The 17,752-nt window shown below is 72.8% G+C and carries 6 protein-coding genes; 4 read left to right on the top strand and 2 right to left on the bottom strand.

Going from position 1 to position 17,752, the window contains the following annotated elements; all coding sequences use genetic code 11:
- Positions 1-43 precede the first annotated feature (43 nt).
- Positions 44-1,624, bottom strand: a complete 1,581-nt coding sequence (locus OG559_RS28725; protein ID WP_405109502.1) for a DHA2 family efflux MFS transporter permease subunit — start codon at positions 1,622-1,624, stop codon at positions 44-46.
- 305 nt (positions 1,625-1,929) lie between these two features.
- Positions 1,930-3,225, bottom strand: coding sequence for a low temperature requirement protein A (locus tag OG559_RS28720; protein WP_405109499.1), 1,296 nt, complete (start codon positions 3,223-3,225; stop codon positions 1,930-1,932).
- A 429-nt stretch (positions 3,226-3,654) separates the two neighbouring features.
- Between OG559_RS28720 and OG559_RS28715 the strand changes: the two genes are divergently transcribed.
- From OG559_RS28715 to OG559_RS28700, 4 genes are all read left to right on the top strand, one after another.
- A complete protein-coding gene (locus OG559_RS28715) occupies positions 3,655-13,380 on the top strand; it encodes an RHS repeat-associated core domain-containing protein (RefSeq protein WP_405109497.1) in 9,726 nt (3,241 codons plus the stop codon).
- 58 nt (positions 13,381-13,438) lie between these two features.
- Positions 13,439-13,882, top strand: coding sequence for a hypothetical protein (locus OG559_RS28710; RefSeq protein WP_405109494.1), 444 nt, complete (start codon positions 13,439-13,441; stop codon positions 13,880-13,882).
- A 3-nt stretch (positions 13,883-13,885) separates the two neighbouring features.
- Positions 13,886-15,373, top strand: a complete 1,488-nt coding sequence (locus OG559_RS28705) for a hypothetical protein (protein WP_405109491.1) — start codon at positions 13,886-13,888, stop codon at positions 15,371-15,373.
- Between the two features lie 940 nt (positions 15,374-16,313).
- Positions 16,314-17,720, top strand: a complete 1,407-nt coding sequence (locus tag OG559_RS28700) for a DUF1996 domain-containing protein (protein WP_405109489.1) — start codon at positions 16,314-16,316, stop codon at positions 17,718-17,720.
- The last annotated feature ends 32 nt before the right edge of the window (positions 17,721-17,752 follow it).

Genomic DNA, 17,752 nt, shown 5'->3' with positions numbered 1-17,752 from the left:
CGGAGCCGTGGCGTGGGGCCCACGGCCCCACGCCACGCGCCGATCAGTGGATCAACACCGGGGCGCGGTCGCCGCCCTGCTCGTCGTCGAGCAGGTGGGACTCCTGCCGCCTGCGGGGCAGGAAGTAGGCCGGGACGAACGTCAGCAGCATCAGCGCGAAGCCGACCCAGAACGTGATGCTGAACGAGTCGGCCACGAACTCCAGGCCCCGCTGGAGGATTCCGGGTTCGACCGGGAACTGCTGGGCCAGGTCCGGGTTCTGCTTGACGGCGATCGCGAGGCCGGCCTCGGTGATCGGTGCGCCGGTGTTCGGGTCGACCGCCCCCGGGATGGCCGGCGAGCTGTTCAGCTCCTTGGTCAGGATCACCGACATCACCGCCGATCCGACCGAGCCGGCGATCTGCTGGAGGATGTTCAGCAGCGTCGAGCCACGGGCCACCTCGTGGTTCGTCAGCGTCTTCAACGCGGACGTCATGATGGGCATCATCGTTCCGCCCATGCCCAGACCCATGACGAAGAGCGAACCGCACAGCAGCCAGTACGAGGTGTCGGTGCCGACCTGCGTGAACGCGAAGAAGCCGCCCGCGATCAGCACCAGCGCGAACGGCACCGTCCGGCCGACCGGGAACTTGTCGGCCAGCATGCCGGCGATCGGCATGGTGATCATCGCCCCGATGCCCTGCGGCGCCATCAGCAGGCCGGCGTCGAGCGTCGACTCGCCGCGTACCTGCAGGAAGTAGCTCGGGAACAGCAGGCCGGCCCCCATGAACGCGACCGTGAACACGGCCAGCGTCACGGTCGCGACCGTGAGGTTGCGGTCGCGCAGCAGGCGCAGGTCGAGCAGCGGGTGCTTCGGCTTGAACGAGTAGAGGATGAAGCTGATGACCAGCAGGCCGCCCACCAGCATCGGCAGCCACACCTTGCTGTCGGCGAACGTGCCGGTCTCGGGCAGCGACGACACCCCGTACAGGAAGAGGGCCAGACCCGGCGAGAGCATCAGCATGCCGACGATGTCGAACGACTCGGACGGCTCGGGGTTGTCCTTCGGCAGCGCCCACTGCGCGTAGGCCAGGGCGATGGCGCCGATCGGCAGGTTGATCAGGAAGATCCAGTGCCAGCTGGCCACGTCGATCAGCCAGCCACCCAGGATCGGCCCGCCGATCGGTCCGAGCAGCATCGGGATGCCCAGCACGGCCATCAGCCGGCCGATCCGCTCCGGGCCGGCCGCCCGCGTCATGATCGTCATGCCGAGCGGCATCAGCATGCCGCCGCCGAGACCCTGCAGCACCCGGTAGCCGATGAGCTGGCCGATCGAGTCGGCGGTGGCGCACAGGCCGGAGCCGAGCGTGAACAGCAGGAGCGCGGCCATGTAGAGCCGCTTCGTGCCGAACCGGTCGGCGGCCCAGCCGGTCAACGGGATCACCGTGGCCAGCGCCAGCGTGTAGCCGGTCATCGTCCAGGCGACCCGGGCGTACGACGCGTCGAATTCGGTCTGGAAGGTGGGCAGCGCGACGCTGACCACCGTCACGTCGAGGATCGACATGATCGCACCGAGGACCACGACCCCGGCGATCTTCAAAACGGCGGCGTCGAGCTTGGCCGGCGCCGCGGACTGACTACTCAAAGCGAATCTCCTGGTGACACTTGCGAATGACGCCGGTCGGCCGCGCGCCACGCCGCGCGCGGCCCCACGTCTGAGTCAGAGGTCAGGCGGGGAGGTCGCAGGCGACCACCCCTGCGCCCCGGGCCCGCACGCCGTCTCCCCCCTCGCGTGCCTGGTCCGCCTGCGGACGCACGTCGCGACGGTAACAAGGCAGACGCCCACCTCACCGCCCTTTATCGGTTCATCCGGCTGTGGTCACGGTCACTGGTGCCGGCGGTCGCGGGCCGCCGCCGGTGCGCGGGCGCCCGCCGGCCGGACCCGCGCCGTCACAGGTTGCGGCGGCGCCACTCCGACTGGTCGTGTTCGGCGGCTAGTTGCTCCTCCAGAGCCGTCTGGCGCACCTGGCGGCGAAGCGGATCACCGCTGCGTATTCCATCGAGCACCAGCGCGACGCAGATCAGCGCCAGGAGCGCCAAGCCGATGTTCGCGGGCCACCCGCTCACGGCCGGCACCGCGACAACGAGCGCCACGAGCGTGACGACCGGAGCCGGCCGCACCCGCCGGACGGCACGCCACTCCAGGGCGAGCAGCGCCGTGAGGTAGATGATCACCCCGCCGAAGAGGGCCACGTCGTCCAGCCCGGCCGGCCGGGCGAGCCAGGCGTCGCCCCGTGTTTCGGCGATGGTGGTCAGGTACCGCTTGAGGCCCAGCGCGAACAGGATGACCCCCGCGACCAGGGGAAGGTGCAGGTAGGTGTAGGCGGTCCGGGCCAGGACGGCCCGCTGCGCGGCGTCCCGGGTGCGGTGCATCGTCTGCTCCAGAGCCGGGGCCAGGACATCGAAGTACATCCACCACAGCGCGGCGATGACGGCGACGCCGAGGACCGCCGCCACCACCACCGGCCAGGTCAACGGCAGGCCGACGGTCAACTGCGCCCCCGTGCCCAGCGCGATGATGGACTCGCCGAGCGCGATGAGCAGGATGAGCGCGTACCGCTCCGCCCAGTGACCGGCGGAGACCACCGTGAGGCCCGAGCCGCGTGCCCTCGGCCCCAGGATGAACTCGACCCCCACCGCGGCCAGCCACAGCGCGAGCCGCAGCCAGCCCACCCACGACCAGCTTTCCGCCCTGGGCGGCAGCAGCGCGGCGGCGAGGATCAGGGCCATGCTGACGATCACCGGCAGGCTCAGCCGCCACAGCGCGCCGCGCCGCTCCCGGCTGCGCGTCACCAGAACGAACACCTGCAGCCCCCGGATGACCAGATAGCAGCCGGCGAAGACCAACGGCCCCGGTGGCCCGCCCGGCCGGTCGTCGAACGCCTCGGGGAGCGACAGCACCAGCACCAGCAGCGCGGCCACCGTCACCGCGCCGATCAGCGGGACCACTCCCTGGTCGGCCCGCAGGTAGTTGCCCATCGCGGCGAAGCTGACCCAGCACCACCACAGCAGCGCCAACACCACCGCCCCGCCGAGCAGCGTGACCGGCTTCAGGTTCTCCGACAGCAGGGTGGTGACGTTGAGGAACGCGAACACGAACACCAGGTCGTAGAACAGTTCCAGGCGGGTGACCCGCGACCCGGGCGCGGCAGGCAGGAACCGGCCGGGCTGGCGGACGGCGCTCATCCTGCCGAGTGTGGCAGCCGCCCCGATGGCCACGGGGAGGAACGAGGAATCCTGCCCCGGCCCCCTCACTACTACCGACTGCGGGGCACCGGCCGCACCGCGAGCGCCTCGTCGTGGCGGCCGTGGTCGAGTAGCAGAAGGGCCTTCTGCAACGCCGACCCCCGCTGCTCACCGGCCGGGTGGGTTGCAACGGTGCGCGCCCATTTCGGAGCTGCCCGCTGACCTGCCCGCTTTTGCCCCGGGATCAGGCAACGCAATCAACTGTCCGATAGCCGACATCACCGCGACCGCTGCGGGCGTTTCGGCCGGTAGGCGGCGCGGGCGCCGTGGGCGATCTCAGTGGGCGGCCCTCCGTCCACCTGGCGATCTATGCCCGTTGATGGAAACCGCCTACGTTGCCTCCCAGAACGTACCGTCCTGGGAGGCAGCATGTCGGGACCGCTCGGCCCCCGCACCATCCGATCGAGGGTCTGGGCCGGTGCCCGACTGCGGTTCGGCGCGGCCCTCGCCGCACTCGTCCTGCTGCCGGCGCTCGCCGTCCGGGCGGACCTGCCGGACATGGTCCCGGCCTCGGTCTCCTGCGACTCGGTCGGCTACGCGTACGACGCCGCCGGGCAGCTGGCCGGCGTGCAGGACCAGGCCGGCCGGACGGCCCGGTACCGGTACGACCCGGCGGGCAACATCACCTCCGTCACCGGAGAGGGCAGCACCGCGCTCGCCCTGCTGTCGGTGGTGCCGGCCCGGGCGGCCGTCGGCGCCGAGGTCACCCTGGAGGGCGGCTGCTTCTCCACCGTGCCGGCCGAGAACACCGTCACCTTCAACGGCGTACCGGCCACGGTCACCTCGGCCGCCGGCCGGCGGCTGGTCGCCCGGGTTCCCGCCGGGGCGACCACCGGCCTGGTCACCGTCACCGTCGGCGGGGCCACCGCGAGCAGCCCGCAGTCCTTCGTGGTCGTCGGGCCGGACGAGTCCGCGCCGACCGTCACCGGCGTCTCCCCGACCGTCGTCGCCCCCGGCGGCACGGTCACCGTCACCGGCACCGGCTTCGCCGCCGAGGCGGCCGACAACGCCGTCACCCTCAACCGCACCCGGGCCTTCCCCTCGGCGGTCGCCGCCGGCAGCCTGACCGTCCAGGTGCCCACCGGCGCCGGCTCCGGCCGGATCGGGGTCCGCACCCGGCACGGCAGCGGCGACGCCGCCGCCGACGTCTTCGTCGCCCCCGCCCCGTACACCGTCGCCGACGTGGTGCACACCTCCCGGGTCGCGCTCGGCGGCACCGGGTCCGTGTCGATCCCGAGCGCGGGGGACGTCGCGCTGGTCGTGTTCGACCTGACCGAGGGGCAGCGGGCGAGCGTGCAGTTCGCCGACGGCACCTTCGGCTCCTGCGGCATCTCCACCGCGAAGGTCCTCGACCCGTTCGGGCGCACCGCGGCGTCGTCCGGGTGCGTGGGCGCCACCGGCTTCATCGACACGGTGACAGCCCGCACGGCGGGCACGTACACGCTGCTGCTGGCCGCGTCGAGCACTGCCACCGGCTCGGTCTCCGCGACCGTGCGGGAGGTGCCCGCCGACGCGGCGGCGGCCGCCACGCCGGGCGGGGACCCGGTCACCGTCACCACCACCGTGCCCGGCCAGAACGCCGCCGTCACCTTCGCCGGCAGCACCGGCCAGCGGGTCTCGGTCAAGCTCAGCGGCGGCACGTACGGCACCTACAACGCCGCTGTCACACTGCGCAAGCCGGGCGGCGGCACCGTCACCTCCAACGGATCCTGCGGCACCGCCTGCTTCCTCGACACCGCCGTGCTGCCCACCGACGGCACGTACACCGTCGCGGTGGACCCGCAGTCCACCACCACCGGGGCGATCACCGTCCAGGTGTACGACGTGCCGGCCGACGCCGCCGTGGCGACCACTCCCGGCGGCCCCCAGGTCACCGCCACCACGACAGTGCCCGGCCAGAACAGCGTCGTCTCGTTCCCCGGCACGGCGGGCCAGCGGGTCCTGGTCCACCTCACCGGCGGCACGTACGGGATGTACAACGCCTCGGGGGTGGTGCGCAAGCCGGACGGGTCGAGCCTGACCGGCAGCGCGTACTGCGGCAGCTCGTGCCTGTTCGACACCGTGGTGCTGCCGGTCGACGGGACGTACACCATCCTGATCAACCCCGACACCAGCTACGTCGGCGCGGTCACCGCGCAGGTCCACGACGTGCCGGCGGACGCGACGGCGAGCACCACACCCGGCTCCGCCCCGGTCACCGTGGCCACGGTCGTCGGGCAGAACGCGGTGGTCTCCTTCCCCGGCACCGCCGGGCAGCGGGTGTCGGTGCAGCTCAGCGGCGGCACGTACGGGACGTACAACGCCTCGGGGGTGGTGCGCAAGCCGGACGGGTCGAGCCTGACGGGCAGCGCGTACTGCGGTGCGTCGTGCTTCTTCGACACGGTGGTGCTGCCCGTCGACGGCACGTACACGCTGCTGCTGAACCCCGACGGCGCCTACGTCGGTCAGGTCGCGGCGCAGGTCCACCTGGTGCCGTCGGACGCCACGGCCAGCGCGACCCCGGGCGGTGCCGCGGTCACCGTGACCACCACGACGCCGGGGCAGAACGCGGTGGTCTCGTTCGCCGGCACGGCCGGGCAGCGGGTGTCGGTGCAGCTCAGCGGCGGCACGTACGGGACGTACAACGCCTCGGGGGTGGTGCGCAAGCCGGACGGGTCGAGCCTGACGGGCAGCGCGTACTGCGGTGCGTCGTGCTTCTTCGACACGGTCGTGCTGCCCGTCGACGGCACGTACACGCTGCTGCTGAACCCCGACACCACCTACATCGGGCAGGTCACCGCGCAGGTCAACGCCGTGCCCGCGGACGCCTCGGCGACCACCACGCCCGGCGGGGCCGCGGTCACCGTGACCACCACCGTGCCCGGCCAGAACGCCGTCGTCTCCTTCCCCGGCACCGCCGGGCAGGTCGTCTCGGTGACCCTGGCCAACGGCACCTTCGGCACCTACAACGCCGCCGTGACGGTGCGCGCCCCCGACGGCTCCACCGTGGTCAGCGAGAGCTACTGCGGCACGAGCTGCGCGTTCAACGCGGTCACCCTCCCGGCCACCGGCACGTACACGGTGTTCGTCAACCCGACCGGGACCACCCTCGGCGCCGTCACCGCCCGGGTCTACGACCTGCCCAACGACGCGGTCGCCAACACCACCCCGGGCGGCGCTGCGGTGTCGGTGACCACCACCGTGCCCGGCCAGAACGCGGTGGTCTCCTTCCCCGCCACGGCCGGCCAGCGGGTCGCGGTGCAGCTCAGCGGCGGCACGTTCGGCGCCGCCGAGGCGACGGTGACGCTGCGCCGCCCCGACGGCACCACGATCGTGTCCAACACGACCTGCGGCACCTCCTGCCTCCTCGACACCCAGGCGCTGACCGTGGCCGGCACGTACACCGTCCTCGTCGACCCGAAGGGCACGGTCGTCGGCAGCATCACCGCGAAGGTGCACGACGTGCCCGCCGACGCGGTCGCCAACACCACCCCGGGCGGCGCGGCGGTGTCGGTGACCACCACCGTGCCCGGCCAGAACGCGGTGGTCTCCTTCCCCGGCACCACCGGGCAGCGGGTCGCGGTGCAGCTCAGCGGCGGCACGTTCGGCGCCGCCGAGGCGACGGTGACGCTGCGCCGCCCCGACGGCACCACGGTCACGTCAAACACGGCCTGCGGGGCCTCGTGCTTCCTGGACAGCACGCTCCTGCCGGCGGACGGCACGTACACCCTGCTGGTCGACCCGAAGACCACCGCCGTCGGCGCGCTCACCGTGAAGGTGCACGACGTGCCCGCCGACGCCACGGCGGCCACCACCCCGGGCGGCGCTGCGGTGTCGGTGACCACCACCGTGCCCGGCCAGAACGCGGTGGTGTCGTTCCCCGGCACCGCCGGGCAGGTCGTCACCGTCAGCCTCTCCGCCGGCGCGTTCGGCGGCGGCAACGTGACCGCGACGCTGCGCGCGCCCAACGGCAGCGCCGTCACCAGCAACTCGTCCTGCGCGACGAGCTGCTCGTTCAGCTCGGTGTCGCTGGCCACGGCCGGCACCTACACCCTGCTGGTCGACCCGGCCGGGGTGGCCGTCGGCAGCCTGACCGCGCAGGTGTTCGACGTGCCCGTCGACGCCACCGTCAGCACCACCCCGGGCGGCGCGCCGGTCACCGTCACCACCAGCGTCCCCGGGCAGAACGGCGTGGTGACGTTCCCCGGAACGGCCGGGCAGCGGATCCTGGTCCAGGGCACCGGCGGCACGTACGGCACGTACAACGCGACGGCGATCGTGCGCAAGCCGGACGGCACGAACCTGACCAGCAGCGCGTACTGCGGGGCGTCCTGCCTGTTCGACGCGATGGTGCTGCCGGTCGCCGGCACGTACAGCCTCCTGCTCGACCCGGCGTCCACCTACACCGGCGCGCTCACCGTCCGGGTGTACGACGTGCCGGCCGACGCCACCGCCAGCACCACCCCGGGCGGGTCCGCCGCCACCCTCACCACCACGGTCCCCGGCCAGAACGCGGTGCTGTCGTTCACCGGCGCCGCCGGTCAGCGGATCGTGGTGCAGGGGACCGGCGGCACGTACGGGACGTACAACGCGACGGCGATCGTGCGTAAGCCGGACGGGACGAACCTCGGCAGCAGCGCGTACTGCGGTGCGACGTGCTTCTTCGACGTCACGACGTTGCCGGTGGCCGGGACGTACACGATCCTGCTGAACCCCGACGCGGCCTACACCGGCGCGGTGACCCTGCGGGTGTACGACGTGCCGGCGGACGCGGCGGTCAGCGCCACCGTCGGCGGCCCGGCCGTGTCGGTGGCCACCACCGCCCCGGGCCAGAACGCGGTGCTGTCGTTCAGCGGGACGGCGGGTCAGCGGATCTCGGTGCTGGGCAGCGCCGGCACGTACGGGACGTACAACGCGACGGCGATCATCCGTAAGCCGGACGGGACGAACCTCGGCAGCAGCGCGTACTGCGGTGCGACGTGCTTCTTCGACGTCACGACGTTGCCGGTGGCCGGGACGTACACCATCCTGCTGAACCCCGACGGCATGTACACCGGCTCGGTCTCCCTGCGCCTGTACGACGTGCCGGCCGACGCCACCGCCGGCACGACGCCGGGCGGCAGCGCGGTCGCCCTGACCACCACGGTCCCCGGCCAGAACGCGGTGCTGTCGTTCCCCGGCGCCGCCGGGCAGCGGATCTCGGTGCTGGGCAGCGCCGGCACGTACGGCACCTACAACGCGACGGCGATCATCCGTAAGCCGGACGGGACGAACCTCGGCAGCAGCGCGTACTGCGGTGCGACGTGCTTCTTCGACGTCACGACGTTGCCGGTGGCCGGGACGTACACCATCCTGCTGAACCCCGACGCGGCCTACACCGGCTCGGTCACCCTGCGCGTGCACGAGGTGCCGGCCGACGCGACCGCGGCCATCACCCCGGGCGGCCCGGGGGCCACCCTGACCACCACCGTGCCCGGCCAGAACGCCACGCTCACCTTCCCCGGCACCGCCGGCCAGGTGGTCACCGTGGCGGTCACCGCCGGCACCTACGGCACATACAACGCGACGGCGATCATCCGCAAGCCGGATGGGACGAACCTCGGCAGCAGTGTCTACTGCGGAGGCAGCTGCACCTTCACCTCGGTCACCCTGCCGGCGGCCGGCACCTACACCGTCCTCGTCGACCCGTCGTCGAGCACCGTCGGCGGGCTGACCGGCGAGGTGCGGCTGCCCGCCGCAGCCGCCGCCAGGAAGACGCCGGCGAAGATCCCGGCCCGGCCGGCCGGCGACGTGACCGAGACCTGGACGCCGGACCGGTTCAACCTGGCCGGCGAGGACTGGGAGAGCCACCGCACCGGCGCGTACGGCAACCTCCAGCCGGCCCTGCGCGCCGAGCGGGGGGCGACCGCGCTCGCCGGGCAGGCCCTGCTGCTCAACGGCCGTCCGCTCGCCGACGTCACCCTCAAGGTGGGCCGGCGCAGCACCCGCACCGACGCCACCGGCCGGTTCCTGCTCACCGGGCTCACCGCCGGCCACCACGTCCTGGTCATCGACGGCGCGACGGCCGGCAGCCCCGGCCGCGCCTTCGGCCGCTTCGAGACCGGGGTGGACCTGCGGGCGGGGGAGACCGTCGAGCTGTCGTACCCGATCTGGATGACCCGGCTCGACACCGCGAACAGCACCCGGTTCCCGTCGCCCACCAAAAAGCAGACGGTCATCACCACCCCGGCGATCCCCGGCTTCGAAGTGCGGCTGCCCAAGGGCAGCGTGATCCGCGACCGGGCCGGCAAGCGGGTCACCGAACTGTCCATCACCGCGCTGCCGGTGGACCAGCCGCCGTTCCCGCTCCCGGCCGGGGTGCGCACCCCGGTCTACTTCACCGTGCAGCCCGGCGGGTCGGTGATCCTGCCGAAGGGCGCACAGATCATCTACCCGAACACCCAGGGCCTCGCGCCGGGCAGCCGCCTGGACTTCTGGGACTACGACCCGGAGCGGGCGCCCTGCACCAGGGCGCCGGTGAAGTCGTACCCGAAGAAGCCCACCAAGGCGGCGAAGACCCCTGCCGTGTGCGCGGTGACCGGCGCGGAGGCCGGCTGGTACATCTACGGCCGCGGCACCGTCACCCCCGACGGCCGGCAGATCGTGCCCGACCCCGACGTGCGGGTCTGGGAGTTCACCGGCGCGATGTTCAACGGCAGTGGCAAGCGCCCCGCCGGCACCGGGCCCGGTGAGGACGGCGACTCCGGCGGCGACCCCGTCGACCTGGCCAGCGGCCTCTTCGTCGACGAGCACACCGACCTGACCGTGAACGACGTGCTGCCGATCTCGATCACCCGCACCTACCGGCAGAACGACACCCAGAACCGGGAATTCGGCATCGGGGCGAACTTCACCTACGGCATCTTCGTCTTCTCGAAGCAGGAGTACACCGAGGCCGACCTGATCTTCCCGGACAGCGGCAAGGTGCACATGGTGCGGACCAGCCCCGGGACCGGCTGGACCGACGCGGTGTTCACGGCCGTCGACACCACCGGCCCGTTCCGGGACGCCGTGATGACCTGGAACGGCGACGGCTGGGACCTGGTCCGCACCGACGGCATGGTCTACGTCTTCGGCGAGAACACCCCGTTGCAGTCCATCCGGGACCGGCACGGCAACCAGATCACCCTGACCCGGTCCACCGGCGGGCAGTCCGGCGACATCACCCAGGTCACCTCGCCCAACGGCCGCTGGATCAAGCTCACCTACAGCGGCGGCCGGGTCACCCGGGCGCAGGACAACGCGGGCCGGGCCGTGCAGTACGGCTACGACAGTCTCGGCCGGCTGACCACGGTCACCTCGCCCGGCGGCCGGACCACCACATACACCTACGACACCGCGCACCGGATGACCACGGTCACCGACGCCCGGGGCGTCACCTACCTGACCAACACCTACGACACGGACGGGCGGGTGGCCGCCCAGAGCATGCCCGACGGCGTCACCTACGGCTTCGAGTACACCACCGACACCGCCGGCAAGGTCGTGAAGACGGCCGTCACCGAGCCGGACGGCACCGTCCGGGAGACCAGCTTCGACGCCGAGCACCGGGTGGTCGCCGAGACCACCGCCGCCGGCACCGCCCAGGCGCGCACCTCCACCACCGCCCGGGACCCGGCGACCCACCTGCCGACCGCGCTGGTCGACCCGTACGGGCGGCGGACCACCCTCGGCTACGGCGCGAACGGGCAGCTCACCTCGCTCACCGCGCTCGCCGGCACCGCCGCCGCGCAGTCCGCCACGGTCACCTCCGGCGGCCCGTACCGGCAGCTCACCTCGGTCACCGACGACCAGGGCCGGACCACCCAGATGGGGTACGACGACACCGGCAACCTCACGGCGGCGACCGACGCCGCCGGCCGCACCCGCCGCTACGCCTACAACACCGCCGGCCAGGTCACCTCGTTCACCGACCCGCTCGGCAACACCACCCGCTACACCTACGAGCAGGGCGACCTCGTCGCGGTGACCGACCCGGTGGGCCGCACCACCCGCAGCTTCGTCGACGCCGTCGGCCGCCCCGTGGCGGTCACCGACCCGAGGGGCGTGCTGGAACACGTCCGCTACGACCCGGACAACCAGGTCCTCACCAGCACCGACGGCCTCGGCCGGGCCACCGCCTTCGAGTACGACGGCAACGGCAACCTGACGAAGGTCACCGACGCCCGGGGCAACAGCACCACCGTCGCCTACGACAGCTCCGACCGCCCGATCACCGTCACCGACCCGCTCGGCAAGCAGGCCCAGCAGGCGTACGACGTGCTCGGCCGGGTCATCTCCGCCACCGACCGGCGCGGCAAGACCACCGTCACCGGCTACGACGTGCTCGGCCGCACCACCTTCATCGGGTACGGCAAGACCGCCGGACCGAGCTACGAGAGCACCAAGCAGTTCGGCTACGACACCCTGGACCGGCTCACCACCATCAACGACTCGGCCGGCGGGCTGCTCACCCTCGGCTGGAACGACCTCGACCAGGTGGTCAGCGTGGCCGGCCCCACCGGCACCGTCGGCTACACCTACGACGCCGCCGGCCGGCGCTCCGCAATGACCGTGCCCGGCCAGCAAGCGGTCTCCTACGGCTACGACCAGACCGGCCTGATCGCGCAGATCACCCAGGGCGCCACCACCGCCACCTGGCACCGGGACGCCGCCGGCCGCACCGACCGGGTCGAGCAGGCCGGCGTCACCACGAAGTACACCTACGACGCCGCGTCCCAGCTCACCGGGATGTTCTACGAGACCGCCGGAGGGGTGCCGATCGGCCACCTCGGCTACGCCTACGACGGCGCCGGCCGGGTGCGGGACCTGACCGGCAGCCTCGCCTCCGTCACCGTCCCGAGCACCGGCCCCTCGACCAGCTACGACGCCGCCAACCGGCTGACCAGCCGCGGCGACCGGACGTTCAGCTACGACGACGAGGGCAACCTGACCGGCGACGGCGTGCTCGGCTACACCTGGAACGCCCGGGGCGAGCTGACCGGGGTCACCGGGCCGGGCCTGACCACCGCGTACGGCTACGACGCCGCCGGGCGGCTCGGCAGCCGCGCGGCCGGCGGGGCCACCACCGGCTTCCTCTACGACGGCCCGAACCTGGTCCGCGAGCAGACCGGCGCGACGGCCAGCGACCGGCTCACCGCCGGACTCGACCAGACGCTGGTCCGCACCGACGCCGCCGGCCCCCGGGTGCCGATCACCGACGCGCTCGGCAGCGTGCTCGGCCTGGCCGACTCCGCGGGCACCCTGACCACCCGGTACGCCTACGACCCGTTCGGCGCGGTCACCGCCAGCGGCGCCGCCAGCGGCAACACCCAGCAGTTCACCGGCCGGGAACGCGACGCCGCCACCGGGCTGAACTACCACCGGGCCCGCTGGTACAGCCCCGAGACGGGTCGGTTCCTCAGCCAGGACCCGGCCGGCTTCGGCGGCGGCAGCGCCAACCTGTACACGTACGCCCTCAACGACCCGGTCAACCTGTCCGACCCCAACGGCGACTGCCCGATCTGCGTGCCGATCCTGATCGGGGCGCTGATCGGCGGCGCCTCCTCGGTCGGCATCGGGGCGGGCCTGGCCGCGCTGACCGGCCGCAAGTACAGCATGGGCGACGCGTTGAAGGACTTCGCCATCGGCGGCGCGCTGGGGGCGCTCACCGGCGGCCTCGGTGCGTACCTGAAGGCCGGCAGCTCGGTCTGGAAGCTCAACCAGTTCGAGCGCGGCCTGGCCATCGAGGCGAAGCTCGGCGGCAACCTGCCGCGCAGCTTCCCGACCATCGACCGGTTCGCCAACGGCACCGCCACCAGCATCAAGAGCGTCGACCTGACCGCGAAGTCGTACCAGAGCGCCGGCCAGCTCACCAGCCGGTTGCAGGGCTACGTCGACAAGGCGGCCGGCTTCGCCAAGAGCAACCCGGTCAAGTGGGACGGCGTCACCATCAGACCCGGCCAGGTCGGCGCCCGGGAGCTGGAGATCGCCGTCCAGCGCGGGGCGGCGACCAGCGCCCAGCAGAACGCCCTCAATCAGATAGTCCAGTACGGTGCCCAGAAGGGGGTGACCGTTCGGATCATCCCGATGAGATAGACCGCCGGGGACGCCCCACGGGTACCCTGGGGCGTCCCCCTCCCCACCGAGGACATCGATGACCAGACTCGCCGCACTCGACCTGCGCAGAGGTCGGTACGTCGCGCACTCCTCCTCGCTCACCACCGATGGCCTGTGGATCGCCAACGGGGTCTTCGACGTCCTCGACGGGCCGGCCGACGACCGGGCGCTGGGCGCGGCCGTGCACCGGATGCTCGACGCCTCCCGCACCGGCGTTCCCACCCCTGACCTGCGGGGCGGGCCGTCGCCGTTCGCGCCGGTCCTCGACGCGCTCGGCCTGCGGTCCTACGCCACCTACGCGAAGGGAACCCGGCAGGTCGACGTGGAGCGGGACGCCGACGCGGTGCTGGTCAGCCCGACCCGCAACGGCGGTGCCCGGGAGGGCTTCGTCGGGCTCACCGAGCATGCGGTGCGGCTGACCGATCCGGGCGACGAGGAACTTGGCGCGGCCCTGCGCGCCGCGCTCGACCGGTCCCACTGAGACATGGACGGACAACCCGGGCTCAGCCGCCGAACGATGCTGGCCGGCGGCGCCCTGGCCATGGCCGCGTCCGCGTTGGCGGCCTGCTCGGCCGACGCCCGCACCCCGGACCGCCCGGCCGCGCCCGATCCGGCGCAGGGGCTGCCCGACATCCAGTTCGACGTCGCCCGGTACAGCGCGCCGGAGCAGACCTCGCCCACCGGCGGGCCGTTCGTCATGCCGCCGGTGCACACCGTCTACCTGACCGCCGCGCTGACGCGCGTCCCGGGCCGCGACGACCAGCGGGAACTGGCCCGGGTGCTCGCCGCCCTGGAATCCGGGTACCCGTTCGGCGCGGCCGGCCTGATGACCTTCGTCTCCTACGGCCTGCCCTACTTCCGGCGGCTGCCGGGCGGCCTGGCCGGCGACCTGGTCGGCGCGCACCTGCCCCGGCTGCTGGCCGACCCGTCCCGGTCGGTGCTGGAGGAGGCGGAGCCGGGGCCGACCGACATCCACCCGGACAACCCGGGGGTCACCAAGCGGCGGTTCACCGTGCCGGTCCGCGTCGAGCAGAACGACCTGCTGTTCACCTTCCGCAGCGACCGGGCCACGGTCATCCAGGACGTGCTGGCCTGGTTCGACGGCAGCGGCACGCTGGCTGGCCGGCCGACGCCCCCGCCGGCCTTCGCCGGGCTGCTCACCGTCACCTCGAGCCGGCACATGTTCACCCAGGCGGGCCTGCCCCGCTCGGTGGCCGAGCAGAACCGGCTGTCGTACGCCCGGTTCATCCAGCCCGACTCGCCGATGTGGATGGGCTTCTCCGACCAGCAGGTCAACGCCTCCGGCCCGCCGGCGATCTGCACCTTCGCCGGCCACCCCTCGGCCCGGCTGACCACCGCCCGCCCCGGCGACTACCTGGACACCGGCGGCATCCAGCACCTGTCGCACATCATTCTCGACATGCTCCAGTTCTACGACATGGCCTCGCCGGACACCCCGCCCAGCGACAACGGAAACTTCACCAAGCGGGTGCAGTACATGTTCCACGCCCCGCCGGTGCACCCCGGCAACGCCGACCAGCTCACCGACGGCGGCGGGCCGTCCTTCCTGCCCGCCGACAACCGGGGCCCGGACTACGCCGAGCGCACCGCCCGGGGCGTCGGCCTGCCCCGGGGCGAACGCCGGATGGGGCACCTGTCCACGCTCCAACGCAGCTCCCGGGCGCCCGACGGCACCCCGATGCACCTGCGGGTCGACGGCCCCGGCTTCGACGCCCTGGACGTGCCCGACGGCAGCAGCCAGCCGAAGCTGCACTTCAGCGTGTTCGTGCCGACCGCCGACTTCTTCGCCCGGATGCGGCGCAGCCAGGCGTCGGTGGACCTGGCGCGCAAGCACCGGGTGACCGAGCAGGACAACGGCCTGGAACGCTTCCTGACCTGCACCCGCCGGCAGAACTTCCTGGTCCCGCCCCGCCGGCACCGGGCGTTCCCGCTCGCCGAGCTGGCCGGCTGAGCCGGGGGCCGTCCGGCGACCCTCCGGCCCCGGCTCCTCAGGTCCGCGCTGACCGAGTGGCGGCCTCCGGTCCGCGCTGACCGGGTGGCGGCCTCCGGTCCGCGCTGACCGGGTGGCGGCCTCAGGAGAACGCCGTCCCCGTCCGGTCCAGCCGCCGGCCGTCCACGACGAGGTCGACGTGCTCGTTGTAGAAGGCGATCAGCCCGGCGACGGGACCCAGCGCCGGTCGGGAACCCGTAGGACCAGGCCAGGTCCGGGTAGCACGGCCGCGTCGGTCCGCACCGACCAGTAGTCGGTGGTGCGTCCCTTGTACGGGCAGGCGGTCCACCCCGATGCGCCGATCTTGCACTTGCGGCCCCCGACAAGGGCGTTTCACCCTCTTTGCCCGGGCCGCAACTGCAAGATCGCGCAGAAATGGGGCGGGGCGGGGCGGGGCGGGGCGGGGCGGGGCGGAAACGCCGACGCTGACGTCGTCGCCGACCGGCGGGCAACACCGCTAGCGCCCCCTTTGCTCTGCTGCCCCCGGTGCAACGCCCGCGGAGCGTGACGGTTCTGCCGACCCTTCGTGCCGGCACCCGACGCGAATCGGCTGCGCGATGCTGTGCTTCACGGCGGCGGTGCTGGTGTTGCGGTGGCGGCAGCAGAGCAAAGGGGTGGGGAGGGGGTATTACCTGCCTGGCGTCCCGGCGGGGTGTCCGACGGGACCAGGCGGGTGAGGTCCACGTTCGGGGGACTGCCCATCGTCCGGTTCGGGTGCGTTCACCGGTCTTCGAGGGTCGGCCGTATTGACGTACGTGAAATTTCGGCGTAACACTTGGAGAGCGCTCTCCGAGTGCGCGGCCCGGCGACGATCCTGATCCCGGGCCAGGTGCGGCACGAGCGGGCCACCGGCCGGCGAGACAGCCGGAGCGCAGTCGTCCTACCCCTGGAAGGCGTCATCATGAAAACCGACAGACCACGGCTCAGGAGAACAATCGCGCCGGTCGCCGCCCTGGCGCTGACGGCATCGCTGCTGGTGGCGGGCGTCCCGACGGCGCAGGCCGCGGAGACCCTGCTGTCCCAGGGCCGGCCGGCGCTGGCGTCGTCGGTGGAGAACGGCGAGGCCCCCGCCGCGGCCGCCGTGGACGGGCGGCCCGACACCCGCTGGGGCAGCCAGTGGGCCGACCCGCAGTGGCTCCGCGTCGACCTGGGCACCACCGTCACCGTCAGCCGGGTGGTGCTGGAGTGGGAGTACGCCTACGCCAGGGCGTACCAGATCCAGACCTCCACCGACGGCGCCACCTGGACCACCGTCCACAGCAGCACCACCGGCGCCGGCGGAACCGAGAGCGTCGCCGTCACGGGCAGCGGCCGGTACATCCGGCTGTACGGCACCCAGCGCGGCACCGGCTACGGCTACTCGCTGTACGAGTTCAAGGTCTACGGCTCCGCCGGGACCACCCCGCCGCCCACCGGCGGACCCGGCTACGTGCCGGCCGACCCGCCGGTCACCGGCGTGGTCCCGTCCACGGCGACCCCGCCGCCCACCAACCCGCCGACCACCCACCACGAGTTCCAGGCGAACTGCTCGGTGAGCCGCTCGAACCTGCCCGACGACCCGATCGTCTTCCCGAACCTGCCGGGCGCCTCGCACTCGCACACGTTCATGGGAAACACCACCACGAACGCCAACACCACGCTGGCCTCCCTCCGGGCCGGCGGCACCTCCTGCATCACGCCCGGGGACAAGACGGGCTACTGGATGCCGACCCTGTACCGGGGCGACACCGCCATTGCGCCGGTGGGCCGGCAGGTCATCTACTACAAGAGCGGCGTCATCGACCACCGCAGCGTCCGCCCCTCGCCGCCCGGCCTGCGGTACGTCGTCGGCAGCCCCGCCACCACGCTGGAGGAGTTCCGCAACGCCCCGGGCGCGGTCGAGGGCTGGGAGTGCGGCGACAGCGTCCGCAACTGGGACTTCCCGGCGTCCTGCCCGGCCGGCAGCCAGCTCAACATCCGCTACCAGGCGCCGAGCTGCTGGGACGGCCGGTACCTGGACACGCCCGACCACAAGAGCCACATGGCGTACCCGACCGTCGGCGTCTGCCCGGCCAGCCACCCGGTGGCCGTGCCGATGGTCGAGTTCAAGATGGCCTTCCCGGTCAGCGGGGACATGTCCGGGGTCCGGCTGGCCAGCGGCCGGGGCTACTCCTTCCACTACGACTTCTACAACGCCTGGGACGCCCCGACGCTCAACGCGCTGGTGACCCACTGCGTCAACGGCGGGCTCCAGTGCGACCCGCGTGGCTTCGACCAGTACAAGCCCGAGCGCGGCGCGGCGCTCAACGCCAACTACGAGCTGCCCTGACCGGCACCGTGCGGTGACCGGGGGCCCGACCC

Source organism: Micromonospora sp. NBC_01405 (assembly GCF_045040155.1).
Lineage (GTDB): Bacteria > Actinomycetota > Actinomycetes > Mycobacteriales > Micromonosporaceae > Micromonospora.
This window is presented reverse-complemented; position numbering and strand designations above follow the sequence as displayed.

Bases quoted from the DNA above. Each gene is read 5' to 3' on its own strand.
- OG559_RS28700 (WP_405109489.1), top strand. From the start codon at position 16,314: ATGAAAACCGACAGACCACGGCTCAGGAGAACAATCGCGCCGGTCGCC.
- OG559_RS28705 (WP_405109491.1), top strand. From the start codon at position 13,886: ATGGACGGACAACCCGGGCTCAGCCGCCGAACGATGCTGGCCGGCGGC.
- OG559_RS28715 (WP_405109497.1), top strand. From the start codon at position 3,655: ATGTCGGGACCGCTCGGCCCCCGCACCATCCGATCGAGGGTCTGGGCC.
- OG559_RS28710 (WP_405109494.1), top strand. From the start codon at position 13,439: ATGACCAGACTCGCCGCACTCGACCTGCGCAGAGGTCGGTACGTCGCG.
- OG559_RS28720 (WP_405109499.1), bottom strand. From the start codon at position 3,225: ATGAGCGCCGTCCGCCAGCCCGGCCGGTTCCTGCCTGCCGCGCCCGGG.